The sequence below is a fragment of the Kitasatospora sp. NPDC058243 genome (assembly GCF_042882025.1).
Lineage (GTDB): Bacteria > Actinomycetota > Actinomycetes > Streptomycetales > Streptomycetaceae > Kitasatospora.
Genome location: NZ_JBHVWW010000031.1, coordinates 22,321 through 46,536 on the forward strand (window position 1 = coordinate 22,321; position 24,216 = coordinate 46,536).

Genomic DNA, 24,216 nt, shown 5'->3' on the forward strand with positions numbered 1-24,216 from the left:
GCTCCCCCCGCTAGGATGGAGCTCGCCCTCCCCCCCCCCTCCCCCCCCCGCACCCCCTTTTTCGCTGTTGCGCATGTCGCCATTTCGCCGGCGACAAGCGGCGGCCTGCTCTGCGGCCATCTCGCCGAGGAGGGACCGCGCCGGGAACGGGCCGCCGGATCGGTGAGGCGTCAACTGGCCTCCAGCGAAGACGCATTGCGCATGTCGTTGAGGGCGCAGGCCAGGCGGGCGGAGCCGACGGCGGCAGCGAGCGCAGAGGCCTGGGCGGCGTGATGGCCGGCTTCGGTGCGCTCGCCCTGCCGGTAGAGCACGGTGGCCAACCGCGCGGTGGCCATCGCCCGCACCCGGGCCTGGACGGTGTCGCCCTCGGTGGCCCGGCGCAAGTCGGCGACGACCCGGGGATGTAGGCGGCCGGTGGCGGTGGACAGCAGGTAGAGGGCGAAGCCGGTGTCGCTGCCAACCTTGGCCACGGTGATGGTCTGCGTCCAGACAGGTCCCGCCGCAAGGTCCCTGACGCGCTCGTAGGTGCGCTCGGCGGCCAGCAGGTGCCGGGCCGTCTGCCGCTCGTCACCGGTCAGGGCGTGGGCCTGGGCGGTGACGGCGGCGAGCATCGCCCGCGCCGCGGCGGGCAGACGCCCGCCCGCCTGCCCCGCCAGCAGTAGGGCCTGGTCGGGGCGGCGAAGGTGGATCTCCTGGCGGGCGGCGTTGGTGGCCAGGTGGCACAGCAATCCGGTGTCTCCGTGCTCGCGGCCGGCGGCCAGGCCGAGTTGGAACAGCGGGCGGGCCTCGCCGTACCGGCCGGCATCGAAGCTGGACCAGGCGGTCAGGTTGGCCAGGCGGGTGACCGCGCCGAGCAGTGCGCCTCGCACGGCGGGGGTGGTGGACGCCGTGGTGAGGTCGATGGCGGCGTGCAGCTCGCGCAGCGCGAAGTCGCGAACGGCTTGTCCGCCGCAGGCTCGGTCCCAGTGCTCCAACGCGCTGGTGCGCTCGGCGATCGCGGTGACATCGCCCTTGCGCAGGCGGGAGAGCGGCCGGGCGGGCGGCAACAGGGCTGCCAGCGCGACGGCGAGGACGTCTCGGCGGTTCGAGTCACTCACCTCATCGGGATGTTCGTGGTGGACCTGCTTGGCGACCAGACCCAGCTCGGCCGCCGTCCCCGCCCTCAGGACCAGGCACAGGGCCTGCCGGTAGTGCTCGTGCGGCCACGTGATGAGGCCACGTTCTATGCGTGAGACGTAGCCGGCGTCAAACGACGATTCCCGCTCGGTCGCCGCCTCGACCAGGGTTCGCACCTGCTCGGCGACCTGTCGCTGCGTCAATACCAGGGCAAGCCGCGCACTCCTGAACAGCGCGTTCACCATCGCACACACCACCAACTCCCGCTTCAAGGAGGGGATTCAACGTACCGAGCGCCACATGGATTGCCTACCGATCTGCCCTGCCGCCATCACCCGATCAGGTGGTTTCCTGGACATGCCCCCTCCGCTACCAGGATCCGGCGGCACAACGAGCGCCCGGAGTCAGGCCAGAGCCGTACAGTCCAGCCATGACCTACCCCGGCGCGTCATGGCGCGAGATCGAACGAACCACCATGTTCAGCAAGTTCGGCCGGTCCGTGGAACGCGTCGACTTCGAGCTGCCCGACGGACGGAAGGAGGAGTTCTACCTCAAACGCGAGCGCCCAGCCGGCGCCGTGCTCGCCCTCACTCCCGACCAGCACGTCATCCTCGCCCGCCAGTACCGGCCCGGCCCCGACCGCGTGCTGTACGAACTACCCGGTGGCTTCATCGAACCTGGAGAAGAGGCAGCCGAGGCCGTCGCCCGCGAACTGCTGGAGGAGACCGGCTACCAGGGCGAGGTCCACGCGGCCGGACCGTACTGGCACGACGCCTACTCAACCGCCCTGCGCATCGCCTTCTACGCCACCGGCTGCGCCAAGGTCGCCGAGCCGACCCCGGAGCGCACCGAGTTCATCGACGTGGTCACCCTGCCCCTGCCCGAGTTCCGCTCCACCGTGCTGCGCAGGGGCCAGATGACCGACACCGCCGCCGCCTACCTCGCCCTGGACCGCCTCGGGCTCCTCTGACCCGGGGCATACGGGCGGGCCGGCGTCCCAGCCCACCCGCGGTCTGCTCACCGCCGTCGGGTACTTCGAGGACGCCACCGTGGAGACCGGCTGCACCTGGATCGTCCCCGGCTCCCACCGCGCCCCGTACGTGGGCGTCCCACAGCCCGACGGCGGCGGCACCTGGATGGACGAGCACCCCGAACTCTCCGGCCTCTCCGGCCTCGCCGACCAAGCCGTCCCGGTGCCGGTCCCGGCCGGCGGCGTCCTGCTCTTCGACGGGACCCGAACAGCAGCGGTTTCGGGAAAATCGCTGGCGGCGGTGGAGCCCGGCGTGAAGGCTCGCACCGTGGCCCTTCACGAGAACGAGATCTTCGCGGACCAGGCGGTCGTCCGCTCCCTGCTCCGGGAGCAGCGGCCGCACTGGGCCGGCCTGTCCGTCTCGCCGGCCGGCGCGGGCACGGACAACACGATGTACCGGCTCGGCGACGACCTGCTCGTGCGGCTGCCGCGCACCGCGCAGAGCGCGGAGTCCGTGCGGAAGGAGCAGACGTGGCTGCCGCGGCTGGCGCCGCACCTGCCGTGCCGCGTCCCGGAGCCGGTGCACGCCGGGACGGCGAGTGCCGTGTTCCCGCTCGCCTGGTCGGTGTACCGCTGGATCGACGGCGAGGAGCCCGGCCCGGGGTCGGTCACCGACTGGCCCGCCTTCGGGGCCGACCTGGCGGCGGTCGTCCAGGACCTGCGCTGCGCCCCGCTCATGGGGGCCGTCCGCCACGGCGCGCTCAGCTGGTACCGCGGAGGCGACCTGCGCGACAGCGACGAGTCGATCACCGACTGCTTCGAGAAGTGCCGGACGATCCCGGGCCTGGACCTCGACATCGAGCACCTGCTGCACCTGTGGCGAAGCGCGTTCGCCCTGCCCGGGGCGTCCGGCCGCCAGGTGTGGCTGCACGGCGACCTGAAACCCTCCAACCTGCTCGTCCGGCAGGGCAGGCTGCACGCGGTCATCGACTTCGGATGCCTGTCGGTCGGCTTTCCCGACGCCGAGCACGCCACGGTGTGGGACCTTCCGTCCCCGGCCCGCCAGGCGTACTGGGACGCCCTCGGCCTCGACGACGTGACGTGGCTGCGGGCCCGGGCGTGGGCGGTCGGCGTCGCAGTCGGCGGGCTGTCGTACTACTGGGGCACCTATCCCGGCTTCGCCGGCGAATGCCTGGCGCGGCTGTCCGCGATCCTGGAGGCCGCCGGCGCGCGGTGAACCAGCACGGCGGTCCTCAGGTCGCGCGCTGTCCGTGGAGGAGGACGGGCAGCGCGCGGCCCGCCAACGCCTCGCTGACGCGGGCGAGTTGGGAGGGCGCCATGACGTCCGGGAGTTCGTGGGCGGGGACGAAGCGGGCGCCGAACAGGCCGCTGCGGTTCCGGGGCGGGACGGTGAGGCGGACGTCGTCATGCACGGTGCCGCCGTCGAAGACGAGGTTGAGGCGTTCCAGGTAGCGGTCGGCGGGGGTGAAGTCGACCGCGAGGACGTCGGCGAGACGGAGGTTGAGCCCGGTCTCGGCGTGCAGGTTACGGGCGGCGGCCAGGTGCGGGGGCTCGTTCGGCTTCGCGGCGCCGCCGGGCAGGATCAGCCCGTCCATGTAGTCCGGGTCGACGAGGAGGACGTCGCCGCGCGGGTTGCGGACGAGGACGAGGCAGCCGAGCCGGCACACCGGCGGCCTGGCGAGCAAGCGGGGGTCTTGCATCGGGCGGTTCACCTTCTGAGGGCGGCGAGGAGTACGAGGGAGAAGCCCGCCAACCACAGGAGGCGGGCGAGGAGTTCAGCCGTCATGCGTCCGGCGCTCACTCCCCCGGCCGCTTGTGGACCTCGAAGACGCGCCACGTGCCCCAGGCGTCGGAGAAGGACCTGAACCCGCTGAGCTCACCGTCCGGTTGGCGCAGCCACTCCCCGGTGACCTCGTTGCGGACCCGGTAGAGGCGGGCCCCGGTGTCCCAGCGCACGCCGTAGCCGTGGAGGCGGGGAACTTGGGCATCGGCCATGGGAATAACCTTCCGCAATCAGCGTTTCACGTTCTGTGCACATGATGGCCCGGTGTCGTCTAGCGTTGGAAGTGACCTGCCTACTTGCACCTGGGGCGCCGGAAGTTGAGGACTGCCATGAACAAGAAGAAGATCGACCCGGAGTCCAGCCCCTGGGCGCCCTTCGGAATCCAACTCCGCAACTCACGAGAGGCCAAAGGCCTCCTCCAGTGGCAGCTGGCTCCGCTCCTCGAGTGCTCGCCGTCGCACCTCTCCTACGTCGAACTTGCGCACCGGCCTCCGACCCGCAAGCTCGCCGAGCTCGCCGACAAAGAGCTCGACACTGGCGGCACCCTCGTGCTGATGTGGTATCAGCTGAAGAACGCCGCGATCCTGGAGGGCTTCCCGGAGTACGCCGGCTACGAGGCCCTCGCGGAGCAGATCAGGATCTTCGAGAACGATTTCGTCACCGGGCTCCTGCAGACCCGGGCGTACGCAACCGCGCTTCTGATGGGTTATGCCAGGCAAGGCAATGTGTCCCCGCAACTGGCCCAGGAACGCATCGAGTTCAGGCTTTCCCGACAGCAGGTCCTGGAACGAACTCCTCCTCCACTCGTACACGTGGTGCTGGACGAGAGCTGCCTCAGGCGGTTCGTCGGCGGACGTGACGTCATGGTCGAACAGTTGCTTCACCTCGAGCAGCTGGCCACTCGCCCCGACGTAGTCATCCAGGTGGCCCCGTTCTCCCTGGGCGAAAACCGGCCGCTCTCGCTGATGACGCATCTCCTGACCATGCCGAACCGAAAAGTGATCGCTTATGGCGAGATCGAGCAGCGCGGCTACCTCGACCGGGATATCAAGTCGGTTGCGGCCTTGACCAGGAGCTACGATCGGCTTGCGGTCGAGGCCCTTGGCCAGGCTGAAACACTGGCCTTCATCCGCGCGACAAGGAGGAACCTGGAGTGGATGTCAGCTTGACCGACGCTTCCTGGCGAAAGAGTTCGTACAGCACTGGATCCGGCGGCGCGTGCGTCGAGGTCGCCGATGGCTTCACCGATGTGCAGCCCGTGCGCGACTCCAAAGACCCCGACGGCCCGGTCCTTCTCTTTTCCTCCGCCGTCTGGCAGTCCTTCGTCAGCGCCGTCCGCGCAGGCGAACTCGGCTCCGACTAGGCCTACCTGACACCAGAGTGGGAAGTCATAACCATCGACTTCCTACTCCGCCCACAGGAGGCACCGCGATGGACACCACCTGGCGAAAGAGCACCTACAGCGCTGGCGGCGGTCAGTGCATCGAAGTCGCCGACGGCTTCACCCACGTGCAGCCCGTGCGCGACTCCAAAGACCCCGACGGCCCGGTCCTCCTCTTCCCCACCCCCGCCTGGCAGGCCTTCGTCACCGCCGTCCGTACCGGCGAATTCGGCGCCAACTAGGTCTACCGCTGGACCTACGACGGCTCCCCGCTCGAAGCCACATGAACCCACGAAGGATCAACGCGGTGCTGCGCTAGGGTCTGGCGGCATGGGATCACCGACGGACCCGGACGCCTCCGGGGAGTTCCAGCGGATAGCCGACTGCTTGGCGGGACCGGGCGCCGACGCGCACCACGCCGGCTTGCAGGAGCTTGAGGTACTCGCCCGGGCACATCCCGCGCTGCGCCAGCCTGCCGCCGACGCCGTGTGCCGTTACCTGCGCGGCACGGTTGTGGAAGCTGTCGACAGTGCTGTCGCGCTTCTTGTCGCACTGGCGCGGGGCGGAGACCACCTCTCCTTCGCCCTGGAGGGCGCCGTACTGCCGGACGTCGACTTCAGCGGCTGTTCCTTCGGCCCGGCTGTCTTCGCGGACGCCCACTTCCGCGGCCGCTGCGTCTTCGACGGCGCTCACTTCCGCGACGACGCGATCTTCGCGCGGGCCGTGTTCGAAGGCGAGGCGTCGTTCGCCGACGTCAGGTTCGGCGCAGACGCCCACTTCGGGCTGGCGCGGTTCCACTCCCCGGCCGGCTTCGCCGGCGCCCGGTTCGACCATCTGGCCTGGTTCGGCCGTGGTGAGGAGTCCGTCCAGGAGGACGACCCCCGATTCGAAGAGTTCGACGAGGACGGCGATCTGCCCTCTGGCAAGCCGGATCCGTTCGGCGTGCAGATCCCCTGGCGCGAGCCGAACGAGGCCGATCCCGGCTGGCCGAGCGCCGTGCTTCAGGAGGACTACCAGACCTGGTACGAGGGCAGCGACGGCACCTGCTTCCGGGATCGGGTGTCCTTCCGCGGCGCGCGATTCCACGGTCCGGCCTGGTTCTGGAAGGCACGGTTCGGGGCGGATGCGGAGTTCGGCGACGCCTGGTTCGGCGATCAGGTCCATCTCGACCAGCCGAGTGTGGATCTCACCGGCGCGACCGCGGACACTGTCGCCGACGAAGACGACGCTTCGGAAGTCGACGACGCGGAAGAGTCGTTCAGCCCTCAGCAATGGCCCTTCGGCTGGGTGCTGCGTCCCGAGGACAACGGGCCGGGCCGGCTGGTGACGGACGAGTCCGTGGCGCCCTACGCCCACCAGCTCGCCGACGCCGACCCGGCGGTGCGGCTGTCCGGACTGCACGTGCTCGACGCGCTCGGCCAGGCCCGCGCCGACCAGCGGGCCGGAATCGTCGACGCGGTCTGCGGATTCCTGAGGGCGCCGCTGGCGTTCGAGGCCGGCGATGAAGCCGCGCTCACCGCGGAGCAGGTGGCCGAACTGAGGCTGCGGCGGACCGCGCAGCAGATCCTCACCGACCACCTCCGCCCTCACGACCCCGGGGCGGCGCCGGATTCCCCGCCGCGCGAACAGTTCTGGGACGGAGTCGATCTCGGCCTTTCCGCCGCCACTCTGATCGACTTCGACCTCAGTGACTGCCGGTTCGCGCGTGCGGACTTCATGGGCACTCAGTTCCACGGGACCACCAACTTGGAGCGAAGCGCGTTCAAGGCGCACTTCATGCTGCCGGGCGGCGGCGGATACGCCACGTTCCACGGCGAATGCCGCACCGCCGGCGCCGCCCTCACCGAGGGCTGGGCCGGGCAGAGAAGCGCCGACGAGACCCTCCAGCAGGTTCGGGCGCGGTCGGCCGAGGTGACTGTCTGAGTCAGTCCGTCAGCCGTTCCACAACTGGACCGACATCACGGAATCCTGGCAGACCGGCTCGTTGGCCAGGCGGACCGCAGACGCCTTCACGTGGAAGTCCCGACGCGCGCGCTGAAGCCGGCCTTGATCGTGCCGGGTAAGGCCGGCCCTCAGATGAAGACGGCCACCGTTGATCATCGTGAGTTGTGTCGACAAACGAAGATCAGCCGGTGGCCGTGTGCCACAGGCCGGCAGGCGGCATTCGAGGGCCTGACGGGCCAAGGTGGACGAGTCTTCCGAGGTCGTCGACGGCGAGCTCATCGGGGGCATCGCCCTCTCCGGGCCGCCAGATCAGCGTCAGGTCCCCTCTGCGGGTGGTGATCCGGTACGGGAAGCAGTCGGCCATGCGGGGTCTCCCCGGTGCCGCGGCGGCACTCGCCGTGTGGGTCGTCCTGCCCTCGATGATCGCCGTGCGGTGACTTCGGATCAGGTGGAGCTGCGGGGTGCGAAACTAGCGCACGGCTCCGGCCGCGCGTACTTCGGCGAGCGCCTGCCGTGCCAGCGGGCCGAAGCCCTCGCTGTTGCTGGTGTCGATCCACTGGTCGTAGGCGATCTCCCAGGCGAGCGCGCCCAGGTTCGCGGCCACGCGCGCGGTCAGGTTCGGGACTCCGCGGCGGTTGAGGGCCTCGATCATCGAGGCGGTGAGGTCGATCCTTTTCAGGGCTTCGCGTTCACGCAGTTCCGTGTTGGCGTTCAGCACGGCCTGGCGCCGGCCGCTGAACTCGCGGCGGTCGGCGGTGAAGAACGTCCGGCCGAGCGCATCGAGGGCCTCCGCCACCGCGTCGAGCGGCCCGGCCGCCGGCGGCGCCGAGGCGATCCCTTCGACGAGCAGACCGGTCACCGTGCTGCCGAAGAGCACCTCGCGCTTGTCCGGGAAGTACCGGAAGAACGTGCTCTTGGTGAGCCCCGCGCGCTCCGCGATCTCGATCACGGTCGTGTTCTCGTAGCCGTGCTCCTCGAAGAGGTCGAGGGCGGCGGCGGCGAGTCGTCCTGGTGCGTCGGGTTGCCAGCGGGCCATGGGAGCAGTGTACGGGACTTCGTCCCATCACTGGTGTACGGTCGATGAGACCAAGTCCCATCACTGGCCAGGAGAGGTCACCGATGAGCAAAGCTGTGCGCTACCGGCGATTCGGCGGTCCCGAAGTACTCGAAGTGCAGGAGATACCCGAGCCGCACGCGGCACCGGGCGAGGTCCGCGTCCGGGTCACGGCCGCCGGACTGAATCCGATGGACTGGCAGATCACCACACAGCCCGACATGGCGGCGCGCTTCGGCATCACCCTGCCGGCCGGGTTCGGCAGCGACTTCGCCGGAGTGGTGGACGAAGTGGGCGCCGAAGCCACGGGATTCGCGACCGGCGACCGGGTGTACGGGGCTGCGATCGGCCGGTCCGTCGCCGAATTCGTGCTGGTCAAGACACCCACGGCACAGCTGTGGCTCACCCCGGAGGGCGTCGGCGACGAGGTGGCCGCCACGCTTCCGGTGTCCGGACTGACGGCCTGCGCCGCGCTCGCCGCGATCGGGCTCCGCACCGGGGACACCGTCCTGATCGGCGGGGCGGCGGGTGGCGTGGGAATCTTCGCCGTGCAGTTGGCGAAGCTTGCGGGTGCCCGGGTGCTCGGCACCGCCTCCGAGGGCACGTTCGGATTCCTGCGCGGGCTCGGCGCCGAACCCTTGGCGTACGGCCCCGGCCTGGCGGACCGGGTACGGGCCCTGGCGCCCGAGGGAATCACCGCCGCGACCGACCTGTTCGCAAGGGAGGCGGCCGAGACCGCGCTCGAGCTCGGCGTGGCACCCGAGCGGATCACCGTCGTCGCCGACGGCCCCGCCCCGCCGCCCGGCGTGCGCAGGGCGGGCGCCCTCGATGCGGGCCCGGGCGCCCTGGAGCGGATCACCGACGCGATCCGTTCCGGCGAGATCACCGTTCCGATCGCGGCGACCTTCCCGGTCGAGCGGATCCGCGAAGCCGTGACGACGCAGGCCGAGAGGCACGTCCACGGCAAGATCGTGATCGCGCTGTGAACCGGCACAAGATCGGTGCAGCCCGTGGGGGCGAACCCCCCCCCCCTGTTTCTCCGGCAAGGTCGCCCCCCCAGACCGGGTCCCCTTTCCTACCCCCCTTCTCTTTTTGACACCCCCCCCTTTTCCCGACCCCCCCCCCCCCGCGGGTGCTCGCCCCCCCTTGTTGGTTCTCCGCTTCGCTCCCCCCCCCCCCCCCCGGGCCGGGGTCCGCTGTCAGACCCGGCTGATCTTGGAGACGCTGCCGCTGTTCAAGGACGACCAGCCGCCGGAGGGCACGTCTCCCTTCCAGCCCGCGCCCACGCACGCCCATCCTTCGTAGAGGCCGATCGCCTTGCTGGTGCGGTTCCACACCGTCTTGGCGGAGTCGATCCCGATGGGCGAACAGGAGTCCGCGTAGTCCGCCGTGCTCTTCGATCCGGAGAAGTTGTCGTTCTCCCAGAAACAGACCTTGCCGCTCTCACAGTCGACGACCCGCACCGAATGGGCCCGGGAGACATTGGCATAGTTGTTGGGGCCCAGCAGGGTGAGCGGTTTGCCGGAACAGTCGGTGCTTTCGAAGCCGGCCAGCCCTCCGGATCCGGCGTTGTGAACGGTCTTGGCCTGGGACGTGGTGCCGTCGGCCCAGGTGACGTCGAGAGGGATGCAGGTGCCGTCCGCCGGGGCGGAGACCCGGTGGATCTGCCCCTGTCCGTCGGGCTGATCCCACATGCACACGTCCTCGCCCCAGCACTGCTCGGCGGCGTTCGCGGGCGGGGTGGCGAGCAGTGCCGTTCCGGCGACCGTCACCAGTGCCACCCCGGCCAGACCGGCCCTGCGGGCCGCCCGTGCGAAGCGATTCGTCATGAACCCCAACTCCCTTACCCGGCGCTCTCCGGGGGGAGGGCTGCGTTTGCGCACGCTCCACCCTTCGCGCCACTCGGTGCCACGTGCGTGGCTCTTGGTGAAACCAATACCGGAGGGTGGAATCCGCGTCGGGCGATACCAGGGCATTCACCTGAAAGAGTCCCACCGGATGCCCGTTCGGCCGCGATGGGGATCAGGGAATCGGTGTTGCTGCGAGAAGTCTTGCCGGCCACGGCCGGGGCGGCTGCTGCACAGGTGGTCGCGGTCGCGCCGTCCCGCCTTGCATGAGAAGTCGGCCCCTCCGACTTCTCATGCAGCCGTCCGCTGCGCAGCGGCGCTCGGGTCGGCAGGGGCCGTTGGCGGCCCCGGCGGCAATCGGCAGTGGCGACAGCGCGCAGCGGCTCACGAGCCGGGTTCATTCGATGACGATCCACTGTCTTGCGACGAGACGTCAGGGAGCTGCAGCACCAAGGCAATTCGCGTCGTGCGCCCCAGCGGTGTGCCGATGGGCACGGGCGATGGCGCAGTGGGTCGCGCGGCCGGCGGGGTGGCAGGTGGTCAGTCCGTGGCCTTGGGGCTCACTCGGCGGCCTCGGGCATGGCGGCCGGCCCGAGGTCGCCGTCGGGCTCGCGGGTGATCAGGGCGAGCAGGGCGGGGTCGGCGTGGACCTCGGCGCTGTGGCGCCACTGGGTGAGCAGCAGCGCGATGGGGGCGAGGTTGTCCAGGGCCACCGCGCCGCGGGCGGTGTCCACGAGCTCGCCGAGCAGGGTGTCGATGTCCTCGGCGGGCAGGAACGTGCTCCACGGCAGGGCCTCGGGCAGCGCCTGGCGCAGGGCGGCGGTGTTCCCGGTCCGTACCAGCGCCGCCAGCAGGCGCGAGGTGAAGTCCACGACGGAGGCGTCGCGTTCCATCTGCTCGACGCGCATCAGGGCCAGGTCCCCCGCGTCGCGCCGCCGCAGTCGTAGCGCGCGGACGGCGTCCAGCCGGCGCGCGGTCGCGGCGGGGTGGTGCAGCAGTTCGCTGAAGGGCACGTCCTCGTAGGCCGCAGTCATGACATCCACAGTAGCTCGGATGTCGCCCGCAGGGCGGGTGATCGCCCGTCCTGCGGTCAGCCGGCGGCGGCCAGGGCCGGTTCGGGGGCGGCTGTGGCGGGCTGGGGCCGGGGGCGGGTGAGGCATTCGTCGGTGAAGGCGAGGGCGCGCAGGTGGTAGGGGCGGGCGGCGTGGCCCAGGGAGAGGTTGTGGCCGGCGCGGTGGGCGGTGACGAGGTGGGCCAGGCCCGGGGGGAAGGCGGCGGTGAGGGCGGTGCGGTGGGAGGGCTCCAGGCGCCACCAGGCCTCGTGGTCGGCGAGGGTGAGGCGCACCGGCACGCGTACGCGGGCGGCCAGGGCGCTGTAGCGGGCGGGCCAGGTGGCCAGTTCGCGGGATTCGAGGGCGGGGACGGGGGTGAGCAGGGTGCGGGCGGCGTGGAAGGTGCCGGGCGGGTAGAGGCCGAGGGGGCCCCAGTTGAGGCGGCCGCCGCCGGCGAGGTCGTCGGGGCGTTCCCACGCGCCGGGGGCGTAGTGCTGGGCGAGGCCGGAGATGTCGGCGCCGAGCAGGGGCAGGCGGGGGTCGGCGGGCCAGTGGGCGGCGAGGTGGAGGGCGATCTTGCCGCCGAAGGAGTGGGCGAGGAGCTGGACGCCGGCGCCGACGGGGTGGGCGCGGGCGTAGTCGGTGAGGGCGGCGTGCAGGGTGGCGGCCTGGTCGGCGATGAGCTGGCCGTCGGGCAGGCGGTGGGCGGAGGCGCCGTGGCCGGGGCGGTCCAGGGCCAGGACGGTGTAGCCGAGGTCGGCGGCCAGGGTGAGCAGGCTGGTGTCGGGGTGGGCGGGGCCGGCGAAGTAGGCGGCGCGCATGCCGCGGCCGTGGATGGCGAGGAGGACGGCTTTGGGGGCGCGGTCCTGGGGTTCGGCGACGAGGGCGGAGACGGGGATGCCGCCGGCGTCCAGGACCAGGGAGCGGGTGGCGAGGCGGGGGTTGGGCCGCGGGTTCGGGCGGGGGTTCATACGGCGGCCCCGGCCCGGTCAGCGACCCCGGCGCGGGCAGCGGTGGTGGCGCGGGCGGTGTCGAGGTCGGTGAGCCAGCCGGTGAGGTCGCTCTGGCGCATCAGGGTGGTGCCGATGAGCAGTCCGGCGTAGCCGGCGTCCAGGAGGCGGGCGGCGTCGGCGGGTTCGGTGATGGCGGAGGCGGAGACGGGGGCGCGGGTGCCGGTGGCGTGCAGGGCGGGCAGCAGGCGCAGGCTGCGTCCGAGGTCGCCGCGGTCGCGTTCGCGGGTGCGGATGTCCTTGTTGTTGACGGCGATGACGCAGTGTTCGGGCTGGGGCAGGTGGGCGAGTTCGTGTTCGCCGGTGATCTCGACGAACGGGGTCAGGCCCAGGGCGAGGGCGGTGGTGACCAGGCGGTGCAGGGAGGTGGCGGGCAGCAGGGCGGCGGTGAGCAGGACGGCGGAGGCGCCGAGGGCGGCGGCGGCCTCCAGTTGGGCGGGGCGGGTGAGGAAGTCCTTCTGGAGGACGGGCAGGTCGGTGGCGGCGGTGACCTCGCGCAGCAGGCGGGGGGTGCCGCCGAACCAGCGGCCGGTGACCACGGACAGGCAGGGCGCGCCGGCCTGTTCGTAGCGGGTGACGAGGTCGGTGACGGTGCGCGGGCCCAGCAGGTCGGTGCCGTGCGGGTCGCGGAGTTTGACTTCCATGATCAGGGGGCGTCTCGCGGCCAGCAGGGCGTCGAGGAACCGCGGGGCGCTCATATGTGAGCCTCCTTGGGGCGGGGGTGCCAGGCGTGGGCGAGGGCGGTGACGGCTTCGTGGGTGAAGTCGCCGGCCCGGTTGCGGGCGGCGGTGTCGATGTCGGCGCCGGCGTACAGGGGGTGGTCGGTGACGGTGCGGTAGGTGTCGCGGTTGGCGGCGTTCAGGCCGCCGGCGAGGAGGAAGGGGATGGTGAGGCGGGGCAGCAGGGTGTGGACGTCGGCGGGGGCCAGGGGGTGGCCGGTGGAACCGACGCGGCCGTCGTCGGTGACGGTGTCCAGGAGGAACAGGTCGCAGCCGGCGCGTTCGAAGGCGCCGATGAAGGGGCGTTCCAGGCAGCGGCCGCGGGAGAGGTGGAGGACTTTGACGAGGACGGCGTAGGGCAGGTGGTGGCGCAGTTCGGTGACGAGGGCGGGGTTCTGGTAGGCGTGGAGCTGGATCCAGCGGATGCCGGTGGCACGGGCGAGGCGGGCGAGGCGGTCGGCGTCGTCGAGGAAGGTGACCAGGACGGGTTCCAGGCCCAGGCGGATGGCGGTGGCGGCGAGGTGGGCGAGGTGTTGTTCGGAGAGTTCGGCGGGGCCGCCGGGCACGCCGTGCCACAGGCCCACCAGGGTGGGGCCGGCTTCGGCGAGGAGGGTGAGGTCGGCGCGGGTGCGGGCCCCGCACACCTTGAGGTGGCGGGGCCGCGCGGGCGGCAGCGGGCGGGGCGGGGCGGGGGCGCTCACTTGCCGAGTCCGAGCATGGCGGCGATGCGGTTGTACTGGATCTCGTTGCTGCCGGAGTAGATGGTGCCGGCGACGGCGTTGCGCACGTCCTTCTCCAGCCCGTATTCGGACATGTAGCCGTTGCCGCCGAAGACCTGGACGGCGGCCAGCGAGGTGGCGAGGTTGGATTCGCTGGTGAGGAGTTTGGCGATCGCCATGTCGACGGTGACGTTCTCGCCGGCCTCCAGGCGCTGGGCCGTGTCGTAGAGCCACTTGCGGGCGGTCTCCAGGCGGATCTTGGTGTCGACGATCTTGTTGGCGACCGACTGGTAGGAGCCGATGGGCTTGCCGAAGGACATGCGGGTCTTGGCGTAGTCGAGGCAGCGGGCCAGGCGGTGCTGCATCTCGCCGGTGTTGACGATGAAGGAGTAGAGGATCTCGCGTTTCATGACGTGGTCCAGGACGAGGAAGCCGCCGCCGACGCGGCCCAGGACCCGGGAGGCGGGCACCTTGACGTCGTCGAGGTAGACCTCGGACAGCGGTGAGGTGCGCAGGCCCATCTTCTTGATGGGGTTTCCGGTGCTGATGCCGGGCATGTCGCGGTCCAGGAGGAACGCGGTGACGCCGAGCGCCCCGCCCTGGGGGTGGGTGCGGGCGTAGACGACGATGACGTCGGCGACGGGGCCGTTGCTGACGAAGGTCTTGGCGCCGTTGAGGACGAAGTGGTCGCCGTCGCGGATCGCGCGGGTGCGCATCTGCATGGCGTCCGAGCCGCCCTCGGACTCGGTGATGGCGTGGGCGCCGATGGCCTCGCCGGAGGCGATGCGCGGCAGGTAGGCCTCTTTGAGGGCGGGTGAGCCGAAGGCCTGGAGGGGGACGCCGGTGGAGGCGAGGGAGGTGGTGACGGAGAAGTTGAGGCCGCCGTCGCGGCAGGTCTGCCCCAGGCCCTCCAGGACGTACATGGTGGTGAGCAGGGACTGGCCCAGCCCGCCGTAGCGTTCCTCGAAGGGCAGGGACAGGATGCCGGTCTTCTGGACGAGGCGCCACTTGTCGTGGGAGAAGGCGGCCTGTTCGTCGCCTTCGATGTGGCCGGCGCTCAGGTCGTCGCCGAAGCGGGCCAGGCCCTCGCGCAGGGCGTGCTGGTCGGCGTTCCAGCGGATCATGGACGTGCCGCCTTCCTCCCGGGCCCGCGTGCGGGGCCCGGGGTGGCAGGCCGGCGCGCGGGGCGCCGGCGCGTGACTCGAAGGGGAGGGTCGCCTAGTAGGCGGAGGAGGAGGAGGCGTCGAGCTGGTGGACCTCGTCGCCGCGCAGGGCCGGGGAGAAGACGCAGACCAGGCGCAGGTCCTCGTGGGGGCTGGCGACCAGGTAGTGGGCGTCGTGCTGGTCGAGGGCGTAGAGGCGGCCGGGGGTGATGGGGTGGGAGGTGCCGTCCATGGCGATGACCTCGCCGGAGCCGGCGATGCAGTAGCACGCCTCCAGGTGGTTGCGGTACTCCAGGCGGGACTTGGTGCCGGCGTTGACGATGGTGTCGGTGAGGCTGTAGCCGAGGTTGTCGCCGGCCACCAGGAAGCGGCGGGACAGGCCGTTGCCCCACTCGACGGTCTGGACGTCGTCAAGGTCGCGGATCAGCATGCTGGTTCTGCCTTTCGTGTCAGCGGGCGGGGGTGGTGGTGCCGGGGGTGGTGCTCGTGCTGGTGGTGCGCGGTACGGCGGTGGTGCGCGGTACGGCGGTGGTGCTGGTGGTGCGTCCGGCCGTGGCGGGCTGGGGTGGCCCGGGCGGGCGGAGGTCGTGGAGGAGGGCGCGCAGCGCCTGGGCGGCGTCGCGGCCCTCGGTGAGGGCGGTCTCGATGCGGGCGACGGCGGCGGAGCCGACGATCGCGGCGTCGGCTCCGGCGGCGGCGACCGCGTCCAGGTCGGCGGCGCTCTTGACGCCGAAGCCGATGGCGACCGGGGTGGCGGGGGCGGCGGCGCGCAGGGTGGCGACGGTGGCGGCCAGGGTGTGGTGGCCTGCCGCGGGGGTGGTGCCGGAGCGGCCGTAGTGGGCGACGAGGTAGACGTAGGCGTCGTGGGCGTCGCGGGCGGCGGCGGTGAGGACCTCGGGGGTGGAGGTCGGGTAGCAGGTGGCGACCTGCGGCAGGGCGGCCTCGCGCAGGGCCTGGCGCCAGGCGGGGCGCAGGCGGGGCGGCAGGGCGTGGACGAGCAGGGCGTCGGCGCCGGCCTGGGCGATGGCGCGGGCGCAGGTGGCGGGGTCGGCGGCGCGCAGGCTGTGGCTCCAGTCGGCGAGCAGTGCGATCTTCATGTTCTTCAACTGGGGCCGCAGAGTGGCGAGTTCGTCCAGGACGGTGTCCAGGGTGGTGCCGGCGGCCAGGGCCCGGTCGGCGGAGCGGCGGATGACGGGGCCGTCGGTGGGCGAGTTGGGGAAGGGGACGGCGAGTTCGAGGACGTCGACGCCTTCCTCCTCCAGCACGAGGGCCAGGTCGGTGAGGCGGGCGGGCGGGTCTCCGGCGTTGAGGAACAGGGCCAGGTGCGGGCGGCCGTCGGCGCGGGCGGCGAAGAACGTGGTGTCAGGCATGGGCGGGGGCCTTGTGGTCGGCGCGCAGGCGGGCGGCCAGGGCGCGGGGGGCGCCGTCGGCCAGGGCGTCCAGGGCGGCGGTGTGGGCGGTGTGCCAGTGGGTGTGGCGGCCCGAGGCGAGGGCGAGGGCGGCGGCGTTGAGGGCGATGGTGTGGGTGGCGGTGGGGCCGGCGCGGCCGGCGAGGGCTTGCAGGAAGTGGCCGGTGAGGTCCTCGGGGTGGGGGGCGAGGTCGGCCAGGGTGCCGTCGGCGGGGGCGATGGAGCCGGCGGGCAGGTGGATGGTGGTGTCGGGGGTGTGCAGGGTGTTGTCGGCGAAGGGCAGGAGTTCGTCGGCGCCGGCGGTGTTGGTGGCCAGCCACACGGCGCGCCCGGGGGTGCGGGGGGCGAGGTGGCGCAGGGCGGGCAGGTCGGTGGTGGCGCTGGTGCCGGTGAGCTGGGCGGTGACGGGCACGGTGGCGAGCAGCGGGCCGAGGGTGTTGAGGAGGCGGCCGAAGGGTTTGAGGGTGAGTGGGAACAGGAGGCGGGCCAGGCGGGTGAGGGCGGGCGGGTAGACGTGGGGGCCGGCGAAGGCGATGCCGTGGCGGGCGAGGTGGTCGGCGGTGGCGGTGTGGGAGGAGGTGAGGGTGATGCCGAGGCGCTCCAGCAGGTCGATGGAGCCGGCGCTGCTGGTGTAGGCGCGGGAGCCGGTCTTGACGACGGGTACGCCCATGGCGGCGGCGGTCAGGGCGGCGGCGGTGGAGAGGTTGAAGGTGGCCGGGCCGCCGCCGGTGCCGACGATGTTGACGCTGGCGGGGTGGGCGGGGCCGGGGTGGGGGCTGCGTTCGGTCAGGGAGGTGGTGAAGGCGGCGAGGGTGTCGGGGGCGGGCAGGCGGGTGGTGAGGGCGGCCAGCAGGGCCGCGGCCTGGGCCCGGTCGCTGTCGCGGGCCGGGCCCGGGGTGCGCTGCTCCAGCTGGTCCCACCACGAGCGCCAGGTGTCCAGGTCGACGTCGTGCCCGGCGAGCAGGGCGGTGAGGGCCGGGTGCACGGGTCAGCCGCCTGCCACGGCGCTGGCCGGGACGGCGCGGCGCTGGGTGATGAAGGCGTCGATGGCGGTGACGGAGCGGAAGTTGTTGGGGTCGAGGTCGGTGTCGTCGACGGGCAGGGCGAAGTGGTCCTCGACCCAGGCGATGAGCTTGAGGACGCCCAGGCTGTCGATGACGCCGTCGGAGAGCAGGTCGTGGTCGTCGGCGAGTTGCTCGGGGGTGACGTCGGGCAGGAACTCCTCGATGAGGAACCGCTTGATCTGGGCGATGTTGCTCATGGCTCGCAACTCCCTTGGGTGTGTCGGGTTCTGGTGGCGTCGTCAGGTGATGGTCGGGCGATGGTCGGGTGGCTCGGTCAGGCGGTGGGCAGGACGGCCTTGCGGTCGACCTTGCCGGTGGCGGTCTTGGGCAGCGGGGTGTCGTGGATGGCGAGGCGTTCGGGCACGGCGGCGCGCGGCAGGTTGCGGGCCAGGTGTTCGCGCAGGGTGAGGCTGTTGAGGGCGGAGCCGGCGGCGCGTTGGACGGCGGCGTGCAGGCGTTTGCCGGTCAGCGGGTCCGGGGCGGCGGCGACGGCGGCCTCGCGGACCTCGGGGTGGGCGAGCAGGACGCGTTCGACCTCGGCGGTGTTGACGGCGACGCCGCGGACCTTGACCTGGAAGTCGGCGCGTCCGGTCAGGTGCAGGCGGCCGTGTTCGTCGCGGACGGCCAGGTCTCCGGTGCGGAACCAGCGCCGTCCGGGCCCGGCGCCCTCGGGCTGGGTGGTGAAGCGGCCGGTGTCGCGGGAGCGGTCCAGGTAGCCGGCGGCCTGGAAGGGGGTGGAGACGTACAGTTCGCCGTGGCCGGGGCCGGTGACGGGGGTGCCGTCGGGGGCGGCGAGCAGGGTGCGCACCCCGGGCAGGGGGGTGCCGATGGGCACCGGCAGGGCGGCGGTGGCGTCCAGGCGGTCCAGGCGGTGCAGGAAGCTGTCGTTGGTCTCGGTGCAGCCGTAGATGTTGTAGAGCGCGGCGCCGGGCAGCAGGGCGGGCAGTGCGGCCAGGGTGCGGGCGTCGATGGCGTCGCCGGTGAACGCGGCGTGCTCGACGCTGTCCAGCACCGCCGGGCCTGCCGGCTGGGCGGCGGCGGCCTGGGCGAGGAGGGCGTAGGCGAGGGGGACGGCCTGGAGGACGTGCGGGCGGTGGCGGGTGAGCTGGGCGAGCAGGTGGCGGGCGTTGAGCGCGTGGGCGGGGTCGATGAGCAGGACGGTGCCGCCGGCGGCGAGGGTGGCCCACACGTCCAGCAGGCACAGGTCGAAGTTGAGGGGGGCGTAGTTGGCGACGACGCGGCCGGGCCCGAGGTCGAAGGTGTCGTGGGCCCAGGCGGTGAAGCGGTCGACGGCGGCCTGCGCGAGGGGGACGATCTTGGGCAGGTCGGTGGAGCCGGAGGTGGTGAGCAGGAAGGAGGTGCCGGCGGCGAGGGTGGGCACGGGGGCGGGGCGGGCCAGGGCGGGCAGGGCGGGGGCGTCCTGGCCCAGGGGGGCGAGCAGGTGGCGGGCGCCGGCCTGGGCGAACAGGGCCGCGAGCAGGGCGGGGGCCAGCTGCGGGGAGGGCAGCAGGAAGGGGCGGCGCTCGATCAGGCAGGCCAGGACGAGGGCGATCTGCTCGGGGGACTTGGCGGCGGGCAGGCCCACCGGCTCGCCGGGGGCGAGGTCCAGTGTGTGCAGGCGCAGCCGTTCGCGTTCGGCGGTTTCGGCGAGTTCGCGGTAGGTGACGGCGCGCTCGTGCCACAGGAGGGCGACGGCGTCGGGCCGGGTGCGGGCGTGGGCGGTGAACGCGTCGGGCAGCGACAGCGGCGGCGGGGCCTGCACGGCGGGCGCGGCGGGTGCGGTGGACGCGGCGGGCGCGGCGGGTTCGGCGGGTGTGGTCATCGGGGTCTCACTCCCCCGCCGGGGTGAGGGCGGCCCAGCCGGCCTTGACGGCGGTGCCGGCCTGGGTGGCGACGGTGAAGCGCACCACCGTGCCCCGGTCGTAGGGCTGCAGGGTCAGGCGCAGCGGGGTGCCGGGGGTGGTGGGGGCGGCGAAGCGGGCGCCCAGGGCGGTGAGGCGGGTGGGGTCGCCGTCGGCGTGGCGGTCGGTGATCTCCTCGGTGGCGAGGGCGACCAGGTGCATGCCGTGGGCGATGGCGGCGGGGAATCCGGCGGCGCGGGCGGCGTCGTCGTCGAGGTGCAGGGGGTTGAGGTCGCCGGCGGCGTGGGCGTAGGCGGTGACGTCGGCGGGGGTGAGGGTGTGGGTGAGGGTGAGGGGTTCGGTGTCGGGGGTGGTGCCGGGGTGGGCGGCGGGGCCCAGGGTGCCGAAGGGTTCGATGGTGGTGGCGCCGACGAGCAGGGCGGAGGTGGTCAGGTGGGCCAGGGTGCGGGTGCCGTCGGTGAGGTGGGTGGTGAGGGCCAGGCGGGTGCCGCGGGCTTCGCGGCGGGCGGCGGTGACGGTGACGTCGATGTCGACGTGGGTGCCGGCGGTGAGGGGGTGGTGGGTGTGGATCTCCTGGGCGAGGTGGACCACGCCGGTGAAGCCGGTGTCGCCCGTGGTCAGGGTGGTGACGGTGTGCTGGGCGAGGGTGTGGGCGAGGACGAAGGGGTGGGCGGGGGCGGCGGCGCCGTCCGGGGCGGGGGGCAGGCCGGTGCGGGCGGCGGTGCGGTAGGCGGCCAGGGCGTCGGCGGTCACGGTGGTGCTGGTGCGGGTGCGGTGGGCGGGCCCGGTCGCCGTAGCGGTCGCGGGTGTGGTCGCGGGTGTGGTCGTGGTCATAGCGGGGTCACCACCAGGGTCGAGTTGTGGCCGCCGAAGCCGAACGAGTTGGACAGGGCCGCGCCCGCGCGGATGGGGCGGGCGGTGCCGTGGACGACGTCGAGGTCCAGGCCCTGTTCGGTGTGCTCGTGGTTGGCGGTGGGAGGGGCGAGGCGGCTGTTCATGGCCTGCACGGCGGCGATCAGCTCGACGGCGCCGGCGGCGCCGATGAGGTGGCCGATGGCGCCCTTGGTGGAGGTGACGGGCACGCCGTGCGGGCCGAAGACGGTGCGCAGCGCGGCGGCTTCGGCGCGGTCGTTGTGCACGGTGGAGGTGCCGTGGGCGTTGACGTGGGCGATGTCGGCGGGGGTGAGGCCGGCGTCGGTGAGGGCGGCGCGCATGGCGGCGACGGCGCCGGCGCCGTCGGGGCGGGGGTTGGAGAGGTGGTAGGCGTCGGCGCTGGAGCCGTAGCCGGCGAGGAGGGCGTAGGGGGTGCGGTGGCGGGCGCGGGCGTCGGCGAGGCGTTCGAGGACGAGGAAGCCGGCGCCTTCGCCCATGACGAAGCCGTCGCGGTCGGTGTCGAAGGGGCGGCTGGCGCGGGCGGGGTCGTCGTTGCGCTGGGAGTGGGCGCCGAGGTTGCCGAACGCGGCGAGGGTGACGGGGGTGAGGGTGGCTTCGCAGCCGCCGGCGATGACGATGTCGGCGCGGCCGGTTTCCAGGAGGAGGGCGGCGTGGCCGATGGCGTCGGCGCTGGAGGCGCAGGTGGTGGCGATGGTCAGGGCGGGGCCGGTCCAGGCCAGGCGCATGGCGATCTGGGCGGCGGCGGCGTTGGGCATGGTGACCAGGGGCATCAGGGGGCTGACGCGCAGGGGTCCGGCGGTGGTGAAGAGCGCGGATTCGCGGTCGCTGGTGGTGCGGCCGCCGACCGCGTTGCCGACGACGATGGCGCTGCGGCCGGGGTCGGGTTCGGGGGCGCCGGCGTCCTGGTGGGCGGCGAGGGCGGCGAGGGTGCCGTAGTGGGCGAAGGGGTCGAGGCGGCGGGCGTCCTTGGCGGGGACGGGGCCATTGTCGGGCAGGTCGGTGACGCGGCAGCCCAGGCGGACCCGGTGGCGGGCCAGGGCGGGGTCGGTGAGGGCGGTGGCGGTGGGGGTGCCGGTGCTGACGGTGTGCCAGAACGCGGCCGGGGTGTGGCCGGCGGGGCTGACGACGCCCAGGCCGGTGACGGCGATGGGGGGCCGGGTGGGGCGGGCTGCCATGGTCTTGTCCTTTCCGGGCGTTGGGGGCCGGCGCGGGCCTTCCCAGGTGGGGCGGGGCCGGGGGCCGGCGGGCCTTCCTGGGTGGGCCGGGGGCCGGCTCGGTCAGATGAGGCCGGTCTGGGCGGCGGCGGTCAGGAAGGCGTCGGCGGCGAAGTCGATGTCGGCGGCGGTGTGGCGGGCGGTGACGGCGATCCGCAGCCGGGCCAGGTCGTTGGGCACGGCGGGGGTGACGACGGGCAGGCCGATGACGCCGGCCTTGCGGCAGGCGGTGGCGTAGTCGTAGGCGGCGTCGTCGGAGCCGGCGATGACGGGCAGGACGGCGGTGGCGGAGTCCATGGTGGAGATGCCGGCGTCGTTGAGGCGCCGGCGCAGGCGCTCGGCCTGGACCTGGATGTGGGTGACGCGTTCGGGTTCGCGGCGCAGGATCCGCAGGGACTCCAGGGCGGCGCCGGTCTGGGCGGGGCCGAGGGCGGCGGAGAACAGGAACGGGCGGGCGGCGTAGCGCAGGTGGCCGATCAGTTCGTGGCTGCCGGCGACCCAGCCGCCCATGGAGGGGATGGCCTTGGAGAGGGTGCCGAGTTTGATGTCGACGCGGTGGCGGTAGCCGAAGTGCTCCTCGATGCCGCCGCCGGTTTCTCCGATGACGCCCAGGGCGTGGGCCTCGTCGACCATCAGGAGGGCGTCGTGGGCGTCGCAGACCGCGCGCAGTTCGGGCAGCGGGGCGATGTCGCCGTCCATGGAGTAGACGCTGTCGACGATGACCAGGCGCACGCCGGTCGGGGAGGCGGCCTTGAGGCGGCGTTCCAGGTGGTCGACGTCGTTGTGGCGGAAGCGGGTGACGGTGGCGCCGGAGAGGCGGCAGCCGTCGACGATGCTGGCGTGGTCGTACTTGTCGATCAGGACGGTGTCGCCCTGGCCGACCAGGGCGCCGACGGTGCCGACGTTGGCGGCGTAGCCGGAGCCGAAGACCTGGGCGCGTTCGCGGCGGGCGAAGCGGGCGACCTCGGCTTCCAGTTCCTCGTGCAGCGGGATGGTGCCGGCCAGGGCGCGCACGCCGTGGTTGCCGGTGCCGTAGACGTCGACGGCGGCCTTGGCGGCGGCCACCACGCGTTCGTCTCCGGCCAGGCCCAGGTAGCTGTAGCCGGACATCATGAGCAGGCGCTCGCCGTCCAGGTCGCAGTAGGCGCTGTCGCGTTCCATGGTGTAGGCGACGAAGCTGTTGCGGCGTGAGGGGTCGGACTCCAGCGCGGCCACGCGGTCCAGGGTGGCGGCGAGCTTCGGCTCCAGGCGGTCCCATGCTCCGGTGGCGTTCACGTGCGGGTCTCCTTCTCGGCGGGGCGCGGCGGGCGCGCGGCGGTTTTGCCGTGCGGTTTGCCGTCGGTTTGCCGCCGGTTGTCCGTCGGCTGTTCGGCGGTTCGTCGTCGGCTTGTTCCGGATTGTTTTCGGTATTTCCCGGCGCGGGGGCGGGTGGTGGTGCTGGGGTTTCCTCCCGGGATAGTCCCGGGGCTTTTACGGGTGGTGCCCGGCGCAGGGGGTTGGTGGTGTTTCTCGAAGCCTTCACGCGGGGTGCTCAAGGATGACTACATTTCTACGGCAGGATGCGCAAGGCGTCCGCAATAGCCGTGTTCTCGGCCTGCGGTAACGCTCTGACGTGCAGAAACCCTGCGTCCACGACGCATGGACCGGCCGGTGGGTATGTTTTGCCGACCAGTGTTGACACCGTGTGATGCGCCGAATGTATGGTCGAAATCCGCCGAAACCGAACGGCTGGTAGGCGGAATTTCCGGTCCAGGTTTCCCACGCCGTCGGCCCGGCGTCACGGGCCGTCGGCTCCGCTTTGGCTCAAGGGGGTTGGAGCACGTTGAACGGCTTCCGGGAAGACAGTCCGTCCGGCAGATCGGGGACATTCTCATGCTGATCCGCCTGACAGGACTTGTGACGATCGAGCACGACCGCGGCGCCCCGCAGCACCTGTCCAGCGCCCAGGCCCAGGTGGCGTTCGCCCGCCTGGTCCTGGAACGCTCCGCCGGCACCAGCCGCGACCAGCTGGCCGACACCATCTGGCCCGACGGCCTGCCCGACACCTGGGCCTCCGCGCTGCGCAGCGTGGTCTCGCGGGTGCGGGCCTTCGTCGCCTCCCCCGGCCAGGGCCCGGGCGCCACCCCGCTGATCGCCCAGGGCGGGCGCTACGTCCTGCGGCTGCCCGCGGACGCGGCGGTGGACCTGGAGGCCGCCGCCAGCGCGGTCGGGGAGGCCGGGGAGGCGTACGCGGCCCGCTCCTACGCGGTGGCGCAGCAGCTGGCCGCGGGGGCGATCGCCAACCTGCGCGGCGCGTTCCTGCCCGACCACGAGGGCGAGTGGGCGGGCGGGGTGCGCGAGCACGTGGAGGAGCTGCGGATGTCCGCGCTGGAGACGGCGAGCCTGTCGGCCTCGGCGCTGGGCGAGGAGCACCACGCGCTGCGCTGGGCCGACGAGGCGGTGCGCCGCGCCCCGTTCCGCGAGAGCGCCTACCGCTGCCGGATGGAGGCGCTGGCCGCGGCCGGCAACCGGGCCGAGGCGCTGCGCTGTTACCAGCAGCTGCGCCGGGTGCTGGCGGAGGAGCTGGGCATCGACCCGGCCGCCGAGACCCAGGAGCTCTACCTGGCGCTGTTGCGCTCCCCCGCTCCCGTCGCGCCCGCTCCGGCGGTGGTGCGGCCGGTGGACCCGGTGCTGATGGGGATCTTCGAGCCGCTGGCCCTGGCCCGGCTGGCGCGCCCCGCCGGGCCGCCGGTGCGCGCGGCCTGACGGGACCGGCGGTGCGCGCGGCCTGACGGCCTGTCGGTGGGCGCGTGGTTCGGCGGATCGCCGGTGCGCGCGGCTTGACGGCCTGTCGGTGAGCGCGCGGCCTGACGGCCTGTCGTCGTGGCGGGCGGCCCCCGACGCTGAGGGGGCCGCCCGCCCCTTTCTGCTCACCGCGGGGGGCGGGGGCCCGGGGGTCGCGGGCGCCCCAGGGCGGTCCCCCGTCCGGTACGTAGGTGTTGCGGTGGACGCGGC

General features: G+C 72.8%; 26 protein-coding genes and 1 pseudogene. 9 read left to right on the top strand and 18 right to left on the bottom strand.

Annotated features, from left to right (window positions below):
- Positions 1 to 170: 170 nt before the first annotated feature.
- Positions 171 to 1,388 (bottom strand): hypothetical protein, encoded by a 1,218-nt coding sequence (locus ACFVX9_RS21025; protein ID WP_380375824.1) that lies wholly within the window; start codon positions 1,386 to 1,388, stop codon positions 171 to 173.
- Positions 1,389 to 1,546: 158 nt separating this feature from the next.
- On the opposite strand from ACFVX9_RS21025, the gene ACFVX9_RS21030 reads away from it, so the two are divergent.
- From ACFVX9_RS21030 to ACFVX9_RS21040, 3 genes and pseudogenes are all read left to right on the top strand, one after another.
- A complete protein-coding gene (locus ACFVX9_RS21030) occupies positions 1,547 to 2,086 on the top strand; it encodes an NUDIX hydrolase (protein ID WP_380375825.1) in 540 nt (179 codons plus the stop codon).
- Between the two features lie 40 nt (positions 2,087 to 2,126).
- Positions 2,127 to 2,336 (top strand): annotated as a pseudogene (locus ACFVX9_RS21035) (phytanoyl-CoA dioxygenase family protein); the annotation flags it as partial.
- Positions 2,337 to 2,414: 78 nt separating this feature from the next.
- The gene (locus ACFVX9_RS21040) at positions 2,415 to 3,323 is read left to right on the top strand and encodes an aminoglycoside phosphotransferase family protein (RefSeq protein WP_387983022.1); all 909 of its coding nucleotides are present in this window, start codon (positions 2,415 to 2,417) and stop codon (positions 3,321 to 3,323) included.
- Between the two features lie 16 nt (positions 3,324 to 3,339).
- Here the strand turns inward: ACFVX9_RS21040 and ACFVX9_RS21045 are convergent, their stop codons facing one another.
- Positions 3,340 to 3,807 carry an NUDIX domain-containing protein gene (locus ACFVX9_RS21045; protein WP_387982959.1) on the bottom strand — a complete coding sequence of 156 codons (468 nt, stop codon included), beginning with the start codon at positions 3,805 to 3,807 and terminating at the stop codon, positions 3,340 to 3,342.
- 97 nt (positions 3,808 to 3,904) lie between these two features.
- Positions 3,905 to 4,102, bottom strand: a complete 198-nt coding sequence (locus ACFVX9_RS21050; protein ID WP_387982961.1) for a hypothetical protein — start codon at positions 4,100 to 4,102, stop codon at positions 3,905 to 3,907.
- A gap of 117 nt (positions 4,103 to 4,219) precedes the next feature.
- Between ACFVX9_RS21050 and ACFVX9_RS21055 the strand changes: the two genes are divergently transcribed.
- From ACFVX9_RS21055 to ACFVX9_RS21070, 4 genes are all read left to right on the top strand, one after another.
- Positions 4,220 to 5,059, top strand: a complete 840-nt coding sequence (locus ACFVX9_RS21055; protein WP_380375835.1) for a Scr1 family TA system antitoxin-like transcriptional regulator — start codon at positions 4,220 to 4,222, stop codon at positions 5,057 to 5,059.
- Entirely contained in the window at positions 5,044 to 5,253 is a 210-nt protein-coding gene (locus ACFVX9_RS21060; RefSeq protein WP_380375837.1) for a DUF397 domain-containing protein, read from the top strand. The genes ACFVX9_RS21055 and ACFVX9_RS21060 overlap by 16 nt, the downstream gene beginning before the upstream one ends.
- Positions 5,254 to 5,321: 68 nt before the next feature.
- A complete protein-coding gene (locus tag ACFVX9_RS21065; protein WP_380375839.1) occupies positions 5,322 to 5,513 on the top strand; it encodes a DUF397 domain-containing protein in 192 nt (63 codons plus the stop codon).
- Between the two features lie 181 nt (positions 5,514 to 5,694).
- Positions 5,695 to 7,194 (top strand): pentapeptide repeat-containing protein, encoded by a 1,500-nt coding sequence (locus ACFVX9_RS21070; protein ID WP_387982962.1) that lies wholly within the window; start codon positions 5,695 to 5,697, stop codon positions 7,192 to 7,194.
- 490 nt (positions 7,195 to 7,684) lie between these two features.
- On the opposite strand, the gene ACFVX9_RS21075 is transcribed toward ACFVX9_RS21070, so the two are convergent.
- On the bottom strand, positions 7,685 to 8,251 hold the full coding sequence (locus ACFVX9_RS21075) for a TetR/AcrR family transcriptional regulator (protein WP_380375842.1): 567 nt from the start codon (positions 8,249 to 8,251) through the stop codon (positions 7,685 to 7,687).
- An 83-nt stretch (positions 8,252 to 8,334) separates the two neighbouring features.
- Between ACFVX9_RS21075 and ACFVX9_RS21080 the strand changes: the two genes are divergently transcribed.
- Positions 8,335 to 9,255, top strand: coding sequence for an NADP-dependent oxidoreductase (locus ACFVX9_RS21080; RefSeq protein WP_380487110.1), 921 nt, complete (start codon positions 8,335 to 8,337; stop codon positions 9,253 to 9,255).
- A gap of 213 nt (positions 9,256 to 9,468) precedes the next feature.
- Here ACFVX9_RS21080 and ACFVX9_RS21085 read toward each other — a convergent pair whose 3' ends face one another.
- The 14 genes from ACFVX9_RS21085 to ACFVX9_RS21150 form a co-directional block, all read right to left on the bottom strand.
- Positions 9,469 to 10,098 carry a peptidase inhibitor family I36 protein gene (locus tag ACFVX9_RS21085; RefSeq protein ID WP_380480958.1) on the bottom strand — a complete coding sequence of 210 codons (630 nt, stop codon included), beginning with the start codon at positions 10,096 to 10,098 and terminating at the stop codon, positions 9,469 to 9,471.
- A gap of 578 nt (positions 10,099 to 10,676) precedes the next feature.
- Entirely contained in the window at positions 10,677 to 11,150 is a 474-nt protein-coding gene (locus ACFVX9_RS21090) for a hypothetical protein (RefSeq protein WP_363377619.1), read from the bottom strand.
- 56 nt (positions 11,151 to 11,206) lie between these two features.
- A complete protein-coding gene (locus ACFVX9_RS21095; RefSeq protein WP_063352979.1) occupies positions 11,207 to 12,139 on the bottom strand; it encodes an alpha/beta fold hydrolase in 933 nt (310 codons plus the stop codon).
- Entirely contained in the window at positions 12,136 to 12,876 is a 741-nt protein-coding gene (locus tag ACFVX9_RS21100) for an indole-3-glycerol-phosphate synthase (RefSeq protein WP_380480956.1), read from the bottom strand. Before ACFVX9_RS21100 ends, ACFVX9_RS21095 begins: the two co-directional genes overlap by 4 nt.
- Positions 12,873 to 13,598 carry an N-(5'-phosphoribosyl)anthranilate isomerase gene (locus tag ACFVX9_RS21105; protein WP_380480953.1) on the bottom strand — a complete coding sequence of 242 codons (726 nt, stop codon included), beginning with the start codon at positions 13,596 to 13,598 and terminating at the stop codon, positions 12,873 to 12,875. The genes ACFVX9_RS21100 and ACFVX9_RS21105 overlap by 4 nt, the downstream gene beginning before the upstream one ends.
- Complete coding sequence (locus ACFVX9_RS21110) at positions 13,595 to 14,740, bottom strand: acyl-CoA dehydrogenase family protein (RefSeq protein ID WP_063352981.1); 1,146 nt, start codon at positions 14,738 to 14,740, stop codon at positions 13,595 to 13,597. Before ACFVX9_RS21110 ends, ACFVX9_RS21105 begins: the two co-directional genes overlap by 4 nt.
- 94 nt (positions 14,741 to 14,834) lie before the next feature.
- Entirely contained in the window at positions 14,835 to 15,209 is a 375-nt protein-coding gene (locus tag ACFVX9_RS21115) for an ectoine synthase (protein WP_387982965.1), read from the bottom strand.
- A gap of 19 nt (positions 15,210 to 15,228) precedes the next feature.
- Positions 15,229 to 16,149: a tryptophan synthase subunit alpha gene (gene trpA, locus ACFVX9_RS21120; protein ID WP_387982967.1), complete on the bottom strand. Its 921-nt coding sequence runs from the start codon at positions 16,147 to 16,149 to the stop codon at positions 15,229 to 15,231.
- The gene (locus tag ACFVX9_RS21125) at positions 16,142 to 17,173 is read right to left on the bottom strand and encodes a hypothetical protein (protein WP_387982968.1); all 1,032 of its coding nucleotides are present in this window, start codon (positions 17,171 to 17,173) and stop codon (positions 16,142 to 16,144) included. Before ACFVX9_RS21125 ends, trpA begins: the two co-directional genes overlap by 8 nt.
- 3 nt (positions 17,174 to 17,176) lie before the next feature.
- Entirely contained in the window at positions 17,177 to 17,449 is a 273-nt protein-coding gene (locus ACFVX9_RS21130) for an acyl carrier protein (protein ID WP_063352985.1), read from the bottom strand.
- 77 nt (positions 17,450 to 17,526) lie between these two features.
- Complete coding sequence (locus ACFVX9_RS21135; RefSeq protein WP_387982970.1) at positions 17,527 to 19,074, bottom strand: AMP-binding protein; 1,548 nt, start codon at positions 19,072 to 19,074, stop codon at positions 17,527 to 17,529.
- Between the two features lie 7 nt (positions 19,075 to 19,081).
- Positions 19,082 to 19,948 carry a MaoC family dehydratase gene (locus tag ACFVX9_RS21140; RefSeq protein ID WP_387982972.1) on the bottom strand — a complete coding sequence of 289 codons (867 nt, stop codon included), beginning with the start codon at positions 19,946 to 19,948 and terminating at the stop codon, positions 19,082 to 19,084.
- Positions 19,945 to 21,183, bottom strand: coding sequence for a beta-ketoacyl synthase (locus tag ACFVX9_RS21145; RefSeq protein WP_063352987.1), 1,239 nt, complete (start codon positions 21,181 to 21,183; stop codon positions 19,945 to 19,947). The genes ACFVX9_RS21140 and ACFVX9_RS21145 overlap by 4 nt, the downstream gene beginning before the upstream one ends.
- A gap of 102 nt (positions 21,184 to 21,285) precedes the next feature.
- Positions 21,286 to 22,497: an aminotransferase class I/II-fold pyridoxal phosphate-dependent enzyme gene (locus ACFVX9_RS21150; protein ID WP_063352988.1), complete on the bottom strand. Its 1,212-nt coding sequence runs from the start codon at positions 22,495 to 22,497 to the stop codon at positions 21,286 to 21,288.
- Between the two features lie 597 nt (positions 22,498 to 23,094).
- On the opposite strand from ACFVX9_RS21150, the gene ACFVX9_RS21155 reads away from it, so the two are divergent.
- Complete coding sequence (locus tag ACFVX9_RS21155; protein ID WP_063352989.1) at positions 23,095 to 23,967, top strand: bacterial transcriptional activator domain-containing protein; 873 nt, start codon at positions 23,095 to 23,097, stop codon at positions 23,965 to 23,967.
- The last annotated feature ends 249 nt before the right edge of the window (positions 23,968 to 24,216 follow it).

Excerpts from the sequence above, each read along its gene's own strand:
- ACFVX9_RS21030 (WP_380375825.1), top strand. The coding sequence starts at position 1,547 with ATGACCTACCCCGGCGCGTCATGGCGCGAGATCGAACGAACCACCATG.
- ACFVX9_RS21045 (WP_387982959.1), bottom strand. The coding sequence starts at position 3,807 with ATGCAAGACCCCCGCTTGCTCGCCAGGCCGCCGGTGTGCCGGCTCGGC.
- ACFVX9_RS21050 (WP_387982961.1), bottom strand. The coding sequence starts at position 4,102 with ATGGCCGATGCCCAAGTTCCCCGCCTCCACGGCTACGGCGTGCGCTGG.
- ACFVX9_RS21055 (WP_380375835.1), top strand. The coding sequence starts at position 4,220 with ATGAACAAGAAGAAGATCGACCCGGAGTCCAGCCCCTGGGCGCCCTTC.
- ACFVX9_RS21065 (WP_380375839.1), top strand. The coding sequence starts at position 5,322 with ATGGACACCACCTGGCGAAAGAGCACCTACAGCGCTGGCGGCGGTCAG.
- ACFVX9_RS21075 (WP_380375842.1), bottom strand. The coding sequence starts at position 8,251 with ATGGCCCGCTGGCAACCCGACGCACCAGGACGACTCGCCGCCGCCGCC.
- ACFVX9_RS21080 (WP_380487110.1), top strand. The coding sequence starts at position 8,335 with ATGAGCAAAGCTGTGCGCTACCGGCGATTCGGCGGTCCCGAAGTACTC.
- ACFVX9_RS21085 (WP_380480958.1), bottom strand. The coding sequence starts at position 10,098 with ATGACGAATCGCTTCGCACGGGCGGCCCGCAGGGCCGGTCTGGCCGGG.
- ACFVX9_RS21090 (WP_363377619.1), bottom strand. The coding sequence starts at position 11,150 with ATGACTGCGGCCTACGAGGACGTGCCCTTCAGCGAACTGCTGCACCAC.
- ACFVX9_RS21095 (WP_063352979.1), bottom strand. The coding sequence starts at position 12,139 with ATGAACCCCCGCCCGAACCCGCGGCCCAACCCCCGCCTCGCCACCCGC.
- ACFVX9_RS21100 (WP_380480956.1), bottom strand. The coding sequence starts at position 12,876 with ATGAGCGCCCCGCGGTTCCTCGACGCCCTGCTGGCCGCGAGACGCCCC.
- ACFVX9_RS21110 (WP_063352981.1), bottom strand. The coding sequence starts at position 14,740 with ATGATCCGCTGGAACGCCGACCAGCACGCCCTGCGCGAGGGCCTGGCC.
- ACFVX9_RS21115 (WP_387982965.1), bottom strand. The coding sequence starts at position 15,209 with ATGCTGATCCGCGACCTTGACGACGTCCAGACCGTCGAGTGGGGCAAC.
- trpA (WP_387982967.1), bottom strand. The coding sequence starts at position 16,149 with ATGCCTGACACCACGTTCTTCGCCGCCCGCGCCGACGGCCGCCCGCAC.
- ACFVX9_RS21130 (WP_063352985.1), bottom strand. The coding sequence starts at position 17,449 with ATGAGCAACATCGCCCAGATCAAGCGGTTCCTCATCGAGGAGTTCCTG.
- ACFVX9_RS21135 (WP_387982970.1), bottom strand. The coding sequence starts at position 19,074 with ATGACCACACCCGCCGAACCCGCCGCGCCCGCCGCGTCCACCGCACCC.
- ACFVX9_RS21140 (WP_387982972.1), bottom strand. The coding sequence starts at position 19,948 with ATGACCACGACCACACCCGCGACCACACCCGCGACCGCTACGGCGACC.
- ACFVX9_RS21145 (WP_063352987.1), bottom strand. The coding sequence starts at position 21,183 with ATGGCAGCCCGCCCCACCCGGCCCCCCATCGCCGTCACCGGCCTGGGC.
- ACFVX9_RS21155 (WP_063352989.1), top strand. The coding sequence starts at position 23,095 with ATGCTGATCCGCCTGACAGGACTTGTGACGATCGAGCACGACCGCGGC.